The sequence below is a fragment of the Candidatus Nanopelagicales bacterium genome (assembly GCA_037045355.1).
GTDB lineage: Bacteria > Actinomycetota > Actinomycetes > S36-B12.
In genome coordinates, this window is sequence record JBAOHO010000006.1 from 1 (window position 1) to 9,878 (window position 9,878).

At 65.8% G+C, this 9,878-nt stretch carries 8 protein-coding genes; 1 reads left to right on the plus strand and 7 read right to left on the minus strand.

Going from position 1 to position 9,878, the window contains the following annotated elements; genetic code table 11:
* Together V9E98_00850 and V9E98_00855 are read right to left on the minus strand one after the other, a co-directional pair.
* Positions 1-1,172, minus strand: a 1,172-nt coding sequence (locus tag V9E98_00850; GenBank protein MEI2715545.1) for an MFS transporter, incomplete at its 3' end; no start/stop codon positions are given.
* 24 nt (positions 1,173-1,196) lie between these two features.
* Positions 1,197-1,946 (minus strand): HAD family acid phosphatase, encoded by a 750-nt coding sequence (locus V9E98_00855; GenBank protein ID MEI2715546.1) that lies wholly within the window; start codon positions 1,944-1,946, stop codon positions 1,197-1,199.
* A gap of 123 nt (positions 1,947-2,069) precedes the next feature.
* Here V9E98_00855 and V9E98_00860 point away from each other — a divergent pair, with 123 nt between their 5' ends.
* Complete coding sequence (locus V9E98_00860) at positions 2,070-3,614, plus strand: hypothetical protein (protein ID MEI2715547.1); 1,545 nt, start codon at positions 2,070-2,072, stop codon at positions 3,612-3,614.
* Between the two features lie 3 nt (positions 3,615-3,617).
* On the opposite strand, the gene V9E98_00865 is transcribed toward V9E98_00860, so the two are convergent.
* The 5 genes from V9E98_00865 to V9E98_00885 form a co-directional block, all read right to left on the minus strand.
* Positions 3,618-3,995, minus strand: a complete 378-nt coding sequence (locus tag V9E98_00865) for a hypothetical protein (GenBank protein ID MEI2715548.1) — start codon at positions 3,993-3,995, stop codon at positions 3,618-3,620.
* Between the two features lie 134 nt (positions 3,996-4,129).
* A complete protein-coding gene (locus V9E98_00870; protein ID MEI2715549.1) occupies positions 4,130-5,725 on the minus strand; it encodes a beta-propeller fold lactonase family protein in 1,596 nt (531 codons plus the stop codon).
* A gap of 119 nt (positions 5,726-5,844) precedes the next feature.
* Complete coding sequence (locus tag V9E98_00875) at positions 5,845-7,281, minus strand: diguanylate cyclase (GenBank protein MEI2715550.1); 1,437 nt, start codon at positions 7,279-7,281, stop codon at positions 5,845-5,847.
* Positions 7,282-7,526: 245 nt separating this feature from the next.
* Positions 7,527-9,446, minus strand: coding sequence for a fibronectin type III domain-containing protein (locus tag V9E98_00880; protein ID MEI2715551.1), 1,920 nt, complete (start codon positions 9,444-9,446; stop codon positions 7,527-7,529).
* 45 nt (positions 9,447-9,491) lie between these two features.
* Positions 9,492-9,878, minus strand: a 387-nt coding sequence (locus V9E98_00885) for a long-chain fatty acid--CoA ligase (GenBank protein MEI2715552.1), incomplete at its 5' end; no start/stop codon positions are given.

Here is a 9,878-nt window from a genome sequence, read left to right on the forward strand (position 1 = left end):
CCTGGTGGAGCAGTGTCCATCACGGCGTTCGTCACAGCCACACCGCCACCAGCCGCCGCCGCGGCGTAAACGGACACGATCAAGACCGCGAGCCACAACGGACTGTCCAGGCGTAGGGCCGCGCTGCAGATCAACGTGGCGGCAACCAGCCCCATGAGAACCGAGCCGGCGGTGGTGATGCCCCAGCGTCGAACCAGCCGCCCGGAGGCGGTGGCACCGATGACAGCGCACAGTTGTGCAGGTGCCATCGCGAGTGCCACGTCGACGGGGGATAGCCGGTAGACGTACTGCAGCGCCATGGTCATGTAGAAGAAGAGGTTCGCGAACAGTGTCAGGACCAGCACGACGAGCAGGAGCACCAGATTGCCGCGGCGCAACGGTGCGAGGTCCAGCGTGGGGTTCGGGATTCTGCGCATCGCCAGGACCAAAGCCACTATTGCTCCTGCGCATGCAGCCAGCAGGAGCAGGAATGCCGTTGTCGGACCGCGCTGTGACAGCTGCGTGATTGACTCGACCGCCAGCGCGAGGACCAAACCCGCAAGGGCCGGCGTCAGCATCTCTCCCGTTGGCTGCGAGGCGGCAGTGTCGGCGGGAACGAGGGCCCACACCAGCACCATCGCCAGGATTCCGGCCGCGACCCAGACCGCGGTCACCCAACGCCATCCCGCGGACTCCACGATCACAGCCGCCACGAATGGCACGAAGAGGTAGGCGAAGGGAATGGCCGCCGAGAACACAGCGAATGCGGTCGCGCGCCCGTCCGAGTCCCGCACTGTGGCACTGAGCGAGGCCAGTGCCACGACCAGCAGGGCCGCCTTGCCGATGTTGGCCAGCAGCAGCCCGGACGTGGCCATGGGCATGGAGGGTGCGACGGCGACGAGTGCGCTACCAAGTGCGTAGAAGCCGCAACAGGCGAGGATGACCCGCTTGGAGCCCAAGCGCTGCCCGAGTGCCCCCGAGATGAAGATCACCAGAAGTGCACCCACCGTCGGCATCTGACGCGCGAAGTCGGACTGCGAGGCCGACGACCCGAGCCCCCGGAGCATGTCGTCGAGGATGTAGTTGAAGCTCGCGCCCAGCGTCTGGACCATGACGGCCGCTGCCGTCATGGCGAGCAACAGTCGGCGTTGGGTGCCGCCCAGGGTGGCAGACCCTGGCAGGGCGAGTCGCATCACCGCAGGCTAGTGCAGAGGTGGCTAGGGGAGGTAGTACATCGGGTTGGGCATCAGGAAGCCGTACTTCAGGCGGCCGTAGGACATGTCGCTGACCTGATCGCCGATGCTGGCCACGATTGTCCACCCGTCGTCCTGTAGCGACTCCCGGGCCTTGGCCTTGAATCGCGCGGAACTCAGTGAACTCGTGGCATCCGTGCGCGTGATGAATCTGTTCCACTGCGGGAAGCCGCGCTTCTCCATGCAGTTGATGGTGGCAGCGCGTTGGGTGGAAGGCCGGCCGGTGATCACAGCGATGCGAAGGCCCGCTGCCTGGAACTTCCGGTAGAGCCGGCGTACCGGGGCATTGGCTGTCGCTTTGCATTCCACCGCGAACTGTTTGTCCGTCTCGGGGTTGTAGGAGAACGCCGGGTCGTTGGAGTTGTACTCCTCGAAGTTGTTGAGCATGGTGTCGTCGACGTCGAAGACGACCGCAGGCTTCTTCGCGTCCGGGTGCTGTCGCAACCACTGCAGGACCGTCTTGCGCGCGTCCTGCGCGACCTCCTGTTGAAGTGCTCGGATCGTGCCGTTCTGGTAGATCCGGCGCAGCTGGGAGGCGGTTCCCGGCCCGACGTCGTAGGGATGTTCAGAGTCCAGCGAGGGCAGGTTCTGCGTGGTGCCGAGGATCGGGCGCCCCTTGGCGATCGGGCCAGGATCGACCGGAACGGTCTGTGCCTGCGCAGCGACCGGGGAGGCGATGAATGCGATGGCAACGGCAAGGCCGAGCATTCGCATGGGGCCTCCTATCTACATGATCGTTTGGACATCCTGTCATGCCCGAGACCGGAGATGGGCCTTGTACCGGGCGACGGCCCCTATTCTGGCCGTGGACTGCAGGGGTGTGGCATGGGAGCGAGAGTGGCTGTGATCGCCGGGATCGGCGGCGCCATGCTCGCGTCTGGAGTAGGGCCGGCGGCAGCTGACCCGGAGGTGCACCCGGCCGTACGGGTCATCATCAGCGGACGGCTGCTGGGTACCCCGGCGACAGTGCGCGTATACGACAGGCACGGGGTACGGGATGTGCGCATCGTCTCCTCGCGCACTGTCAGGGTCAGTCCAGGCCGGGTGACGTTCCTTCCTTTACCTGTCGTCGGCGAGCAGGCGTCAACGGCGCGTGTCAAGCAGTTGACGATCCGCAAAGGCACAACCGTCACGTTCCGCTACCGCAGGGACACAACGTCGCTGCCCGGCCTCTTGGCGCCCGTCGCCGTCGGGAGCAACGGACTTCCTGCGACTGGTCATGGCTGGACGGTCTCGCCTGACGGTACCCGCGTGGCGTTCGCCTCCGACGACCCCGAGCTGGGGGGCGGTGAACCGGGGTTGTTCGTGAGCGAGCTTGCGACAGGGGAGGTTCGGAGAGTTGCGCACTCTGGTTCACGTGTGTCGTGGTCGCCGGACTCCCGTCGCATCGCTTTCGCGACCGGCGCCGACGGGGTCAGCTTCGCGGACATCGACACAGGGGAGTGGCGCGTGGTGTCCGCGCACTCCGGTCGTGCTCAGTGGACCGACGATGATCACCTGGTGCTGTCGATCTGCAGACACCCGGACCGGTGCGGCATCGCGGTCGCAGTCGTGGCCTCGCGGACCGTCCGCGCAATTGTCCCGGCAGCTGGCCGGGTCCGTGGCTGGGCGCCTTCCCCCGATGGACGGCGGGTGCTGTTCGAGTCTTCCGAGGATCCCTTGGGCCGTGGGCTCGACCGCCGATCGCTGTACATCGTGGACGTGGACGGAACCACCCCGGAACTCTTGCGGGCCAATACACGCGGGGGAGTCGTCTGGTCGCCCGATTCCCTCAGGGTGGCCTTTCGCGCGGCGGCCGGATCAGGTCGGACGCGCCTCCTGGTCAAGGACCTCGGTTCCGGGAATATCGCTACAGTCGCGAAGGGTCCCAATCTGCGCGGCCCTGCGGTGCAATGGGCGCCGGACTCGACCGCGGTCGCTTTCCGAACCCGGCGTGGAGCCTTCATCGAGCGACTTGCCACAGGCCGACGCCAGCCCCTGATCCCAGGGCGATTCACGCTGCCGCGCAAGCCCGAGATCACAGGCTTGACCTTCTCGCCCTCCGGCAACCGGATCGCGTTCCGTTTCGGCGCGGGAACAGGTTGTGTCACAGATGTGCTGCCTTACGCCGACGTGAACTGCAGCACCGTCTTGGTGCGGGACCTGCGCAACAAGCGGATCGTCAACGTGTCCGCCGGCGAGAGCGGCCTTGGTTGGCGTGGACGCGATACGGGCCGGTGGTCCCCAGCGTGGTTGAGTGAGCGGAAACTGCTCATCAACGGCCCAGGTACAGCGAGACATCCGACCATCAAGGCGGTCGCATGGGAGTCGGAGCCCATCGCGTCGCCGGCGCCCAGGGTCTCGCCCTGGTGTGATCCCAACCGCTACTGGTGGTCCTGCTGACGGCTAGGCAGGCTTCACTTTGATCTTCAACCAAGCGGACTCGAGCGCGCCGCCGTTCTGGGTGACGATCACGCGGATCTTCTGCTTGCCCGTCGGTCCGAGGATGACCCGCATGGTGCAGTTGCCGTTGGCGGAGACATCACGCTTGGCGTTGATCGTGGCCTTCTTCTGATCCAGTTGGGCCACCGCCCCGGACCAGTTCACGCTCTTCTTCAGCTGGCATTTGATCTTGAACATCTGGCCCGACACCACACTCGCGGGTGCGGACACCGTCTTGAAGTCCGGGTCGCCGGCCGCGTTCGCAGCTCCAGCGCTCATCATCATCGCCCCGCCCGTGGCCGCCAATGTAACTGTCGCCGCCACAACCTTGCGCATGCTCATGTCCGTGTCCAATCCGCGAGTGGTCCGACCCGCTTGCCTTCCGAGTATGCGTCAGTAGAGGCTCGTGAGGACAGCCCCGAACGAACCATTCCGCCGCCCGCATGGATGATGCAGGGCGTCGAGCGCCGACAGCCTCACCGCTCGCGTGCCCGGAACCGCAGAGTCGTCACCGGCCCACGCCCACCCGCACCCAGCGCGCGGACTTGGAACCTGTACGCCTTGCCTGTGCGAACCGTGGCCCTGAACACGCGCTTCGTGGTGGTCTTCCACGCCTTGTAACTCACGGCCCCCGGCTTCGAGATGCGCGCGCGGTACACGGTGGTGCCGGCGACGGACCGCCAGGTGATTCGGACCTTGCCATGGCGGACTCTGGCCTTGACTCCCTTGACCCTGCCCGGAGTGGGTGCTGTGTTCGGAGGTGGCGGCATAACGGGTGCCGTCGGCGTCACGGCTGTCGAGGGCTTGGACGGCATCGAGGTGCCGATGCTGTTGGTCGCCGTCACAGTGACCGTGTAGGCGGCGCCGTTAGTGAGCCCGGGGAACGCACACGTGGTCGCCCCGCCAGTCGTGCACTGCTGGCCGCCGGGGGATGCGGTCGCCAGGTAGTCGGTGATCGGCTGGTCACCTGTGAAGGTGGGAGGCTGCCAGGACGCAGTGATCTCACCGTTTCCGGCGACCGCCGTCACATCCGTCGGCGGTGACGGCTGCACCGCGATCACAGTCACGAGGTAGTGGCCGGAGCTCACCACGTACGCGCGCGATCCGTCGGGCCTGAATGCGACCCCCATAGGCGCGGCACCCACAGCGATCGGGCTGCCGACGGTGGTCTTGGTGTCGGTGTCGATCACCGACCCAGAGGCGCTCTGGTTGTTCGCAACGATCACCTGGTCACCGTCGGGGCTGACCGCGATGCCCCACGGCCAGTCGCCCACTGCGATCGGAGTACCGATCGGGGAGTTGGTTTCCGTGTCGATGACCGACACGGAATCGCTGCCGTGGTTGGCGACGTACGCGTGCTTGCCGCCGGGGGTGATGGCGATCCCCTCCGGCAGGGCGCCCACCGGGATCGGGTCTCCGACCGTGGCGTTTGTGTTGGTGTCGATCACCGAGAGTGAACCGTCGCCGAACCTGGTGACGTAGACACGGCTGCCGTCGGGCGAGACGGCCACACCATGGGTGACCACACCGAGGGTGATCCCGGACACGACCTGATTGGTGCTGGTATCGATCACGGAGACCGTTCCCGACACATTCGTGACGTAGACACGCCTGCCATCGGGAGTGACCGCCACGCCCCATGGTGAACCGCCGACTGTGATCGGAGTGCCTACGGTGGCGTTGGTGCTGGTGTCGATCACCGACACCGACCCGGCACCGTAGTTGGCGACGTAGACACGCGATCCATCGGGGGTGACTGCCAGCCCCCGGGGCCAGCTTCCAACGGGAATCGGTTCGCCCACCGCAGCATTGGTCTGCGTGTCGAAGACCGACACCGATCCGCTGCCGTTGTTGGTGACGTAGAGCCGGGATCCGTCAGGGGTGACGGCCGCCTCGATCGGCATCGCCTGAGTGAGGATCGTGCCGAACGCCACCGGGTCGGCCTGTACCAGTTGCGCCGGTAGTCCCACCAACGTCATGGCGAGAACGACGCCGATCGCAATCCTTCTCCACCACTGTGAGAGCGCCGCGATGTCCATGACACACACCTCCCGGGAGGAGGTGTCGGGCATCCGACCACCGGGTGCCGGCGCCCCCACCGGCTACATGATCATCGTACTCCCGGGGGCTTCTGGCGGGTCCCGTTGCGCCGGCGAGTTCATCCGTTCGCACTGAGCATCGGCGGTTGCGCTCAGGAGACCTTGATGGTCCTGTTCCTTCCCTGTGCCTTGGCCTCGTAGAGCGCCGAGTCGGCCTCCGCGATGGCCTCCTGCAGCGTCTCGGTGTTGGATCGCAAGGCCGCCACTCCCGCGCTGATGGTGATCACCAACGGCTCGGTCGGGTCGAGATCCGGGACAGGCTCGGCCAGAAGGTCCTGCCGGATGCGATCAACGATCGAGTAAGCCTCGTCGATTCCGGCGTGCGGTAGGAGCAGGCCGAACTCGTCGCCCCCGAGGCGGCCCAGCAGATCGACCTCGCGGGTTCTGCGCTCCGCGACCCGGGTGAAGTGTTCCAGAGCCGCGTCGCCCGCCGCATGGCCGCAGATGTCGTTGATCTGCTTGAAACCGTCGATGTCGATCACCGCGACGCACAGGCTGCGACCGGATTGTGCCGCCTGGTGCATCTGTTCTTGTGCTTGCGCCAGGAAGTGACGTCTGTTGGCCACGCCGGTCAGCGCGTCGGTGGCCGCGTCGTGGGTCAGCTGGGCCTCCAGCGCGCGTTGTTCCGTGACGTCCCGGGTGAGGCTGATCAGGTGTGGCGTGCCATCGATGTCCAGCGTGCTGGCCGACACCACACACTCGACCGTCGACCCGTCCTTACGTCGCAGCACCACCGGTAGATTCTCACATTCACCTGTGGGGTGGAGATTTTCGATCAGACGGGCTCGATCCGATGGTGTCAGCCATAGTCCCAGGTCCTGCGAGGAACGTCCGATGGCCTCCGCGCGCGAAAATCCCGTAACCCGACTGAACCCCTCGTTGACGTTCACCATCACTCCATCCGAGAGTCGACTGATGATGGCGCAGTCTGGGCTCGTGTCGAAGATCCTTGTCATGTTGTCCGCCTGCACCGCGACGCTGGCCTGCAGCCGTTCGTTCACCATGGAGATCAGGCCCACTACCCAGAGGACGGTCCCGATCACGGTGGCGACGTACGCCGTCGTGTAGATCGGGCTGTTCGCGAACATGCCTTGGGGGCTGTCCCACCGTGAGGCCTGCACCACCGCCAGAACCAGGTAGATCCCGCCCAGGGCGCTGAAGACCCACGTCAAGTACCTCGCAGAGGCCCGTACCGCGGGTTCGGCATATGAGTGGAGCGCGCGGGCACAGGCGACGACCAGGATGGCGGCACACACGTACACTGCGGCACCGCGAGGCGGAACCAGGAAGACGACGAAGGTGAAGAAGGACGACCACACCGTGAGCGTCGCCAGGAGGGCGACCAGCGGTGCCCAGCGCTCCCTGCGGCCGAAGAAGCGAAGGATGCCCACGTAGACCAGAACGAACCCGGCGATGGTAGTGCTCTGCCACAGGGGGATGGCGATCTTGCCCGCCAGGCTGGTACCGCGGAAGGCGCTGATGATCAGTCCAGCGGCGATGAGGGTTTGTCCTGCGGCCCACAGCCGCATACCCGGCGGCCGGACACTGAATCGGGACTGGATGAGCAAGGCGAGAGCCAGCGTGACGTTGACAGGGCCACGAGGATGACCGTGGTGCTGACGTTCATGGCCACCTCCAGGTTCGTGTCCCGCGGCGAAGGATCCCCCTGGAGTTCAGGGCCGCGCCGCCCGACCTCCCTTGTCGATCACGCTAGCAATGAGTATGGGGCGCAGAGTGGTGCCCGTGTCATCGGCAGAGCAGCGACCGCCGGGCTTCACCGCTTGACGCGGAACCGGACGATCTTCGCCGGCGAGGTCACCTGAGCCTGCTGTGCCTTGACGGCGATGCGGTACTTCTTGGCTCGCTTGAGTCGCAGGATCGCCTTGGGCCGCGTGACTGTGCGCCAGGGCTTCCACTTCTTGCCGCCTGGTTTGGACACACGGATCTGGTACGAGGTTGCCGGGGCTGTAGTTGTCCAGCGCACCTGTACCTTGCGCATGCCCTTGGCTGAGCGACCCTGCTTGACCGTCAGTTTGCTGATCTTGGGTGTGGCGAGGCTTGTGTCACCGGGGGATACCGGGTCACCAGGTGGGAGTGGGAGCGTGACGGGCTCCGACCACGGTGACGGTTCAGACACCCCGTAGTACGCGGTAGCGAAGGCCCGGAAACGATAGGTGATCCCTGGCGTCATGCCCTGCACTACGCAGGAGTACCCGTCCGTCGGGCACACGGGGCCCGGAGGGTCGGACTCAACCGAGAATGACGGGTAGTCGAAGTTGCCGATGAACTCGGCCGGCGTCCAGCTCAATCTCACGATGTTGCCGAGAGGAGTGGAGAGTTGCTCGGCCACCGGCGCAGACGGAGCATCAGGCGCAGTGAGGATCGTCATCGCCCTGCGCGCCAGAACCTGCTGTCCACCCGTGTTCTCCACTGACACCGCGGAGCCGAGGGTCCCGTTGGGGGACAGTGCCATGCGGGTGAAACCCGACACCGAATTGCCCTCGAACGTGCCGACAGGTACGCCCGATCCCCAACTACCTCGCGACAGCACCTGCACGTAGCCGACGAAGTTCGCCGAGTCCTGCTTTCCGCGGTAGGCAAGGGTGGCCCGCAGACCGGAGTCGGAGATGCCGACGTCCGGATCGGGCCTTGTGTCATCCGACTTCGGCCCGTCGGCGATCGTCGGGCTGGACCAGCTGCCTGACTCCAGTTGTGCGCGATTCAGATACACGCTGCTGCCAGCAGCGGCTGTGTCGTAGCCCCACGCCGCCCAGGCGCGCGAGCCGTCGGCATTGAGCGCGACGTCCATGTCCTGGATGTTCGCGACGGTTGTGCCGAGAGTGGTGGGAGTCGCCCATGTGTCGCCGTTGCCCACGGCTGCACGTGCGGTCTCGGCGCCGGTGTTCATGGCCCAGACGGCCACGGATCGGGTTCCATCCGCTGAAAGGTCGACGACACCCGCCCCGGCAGTGGACGCGCCGACGTTCTGCGACACATCACGGGCGGGCGCCCACCCATTGCCCGTCCACGCTCGCGAACGGAGTTGTGCCGACGTGGAGATCCAACTGACGAGGGCACGATTCGCGCCGGTCGCGACCGCTGCGGACAGTGTGCCTCCGGTGGTGCTGGCATCCAGCGATTCGGGGGTGGCGAATGTCGTGCCATTGAACCGGGCAGCCTGGGTGCCGTTTGCTGACGTCTTCCAGACCACCACTCCGAACGTGCCGTCGCGGCGGATGTCGACGGCCGGCGGGGTGGCGAGGTTTACCGAGGTGGCGAGTTCGGTCCCTCCTGACCATGAGGTTCCGTTCCACCGCGACCAGAACAGTTCGCCGACTCCGCCCACGAGCTTCTTGTACACGGCGAAACCCGTAGATCCGTCCTTCGCCATGGCCAACTGCGTCTGGGACTGCGTGGCGGTGGCCTCATCCAGAGGCCATGTCGTCGACGCGCCCTTGGTGCCGCGGGTGACCTGTGGTTGGTAGTTCACCCCGGAAGTGAGGGTCCACGCCGCAAAGGTGTCGGACGCGGAGGTGAACGCGACGTTGCCGAGCGCGATTCCCGCTTGAGAGTTGTTCAGGTAGTTGCTCGAGGTCCACTGCACCACGTCATCGGCAGCCGCGGGGCCTGCGAGCACCGTGGCGCCGAGAGCTGTCGCCGTGGCGATGCCCAACATGTTGCGCAACCGGATCATCGTTGGAGTATATAGATCAACTCCGCGGGTCAGTTTCGCCGTTCGCTACCCGTAGATACTCCGGATCTCTTCGCGGTAGTCCTTGGCCACGACACTGCGTTTCAGCTTCTGCGTCGGTGTGAGGTATCCGGTCTCCTCCGTGAAGTCCGCGTCCAAGAGCCGCCACGATCTGATGGACTCCGCCCTGGAGACCGCCGCGTTGGCATCATCGACAGCGGCTTGGATCTCAGCGATCAATTCCGGGTCATCGCGCAGATCGGCAACGGAAGTGCTGTCCTTCCCGTGGGATGTGGCCCATGCCGACAGTGCGTCCGGGTCGAGCGTGATGATCGCCGCGATGAACGGCTGACCATCCCCGACCACCATGGTCGGTCCGATCAGGTTGTGGGCCTGCATCCGATCCTCTAGAACGGCCGGGGCCACGTTCTTCCC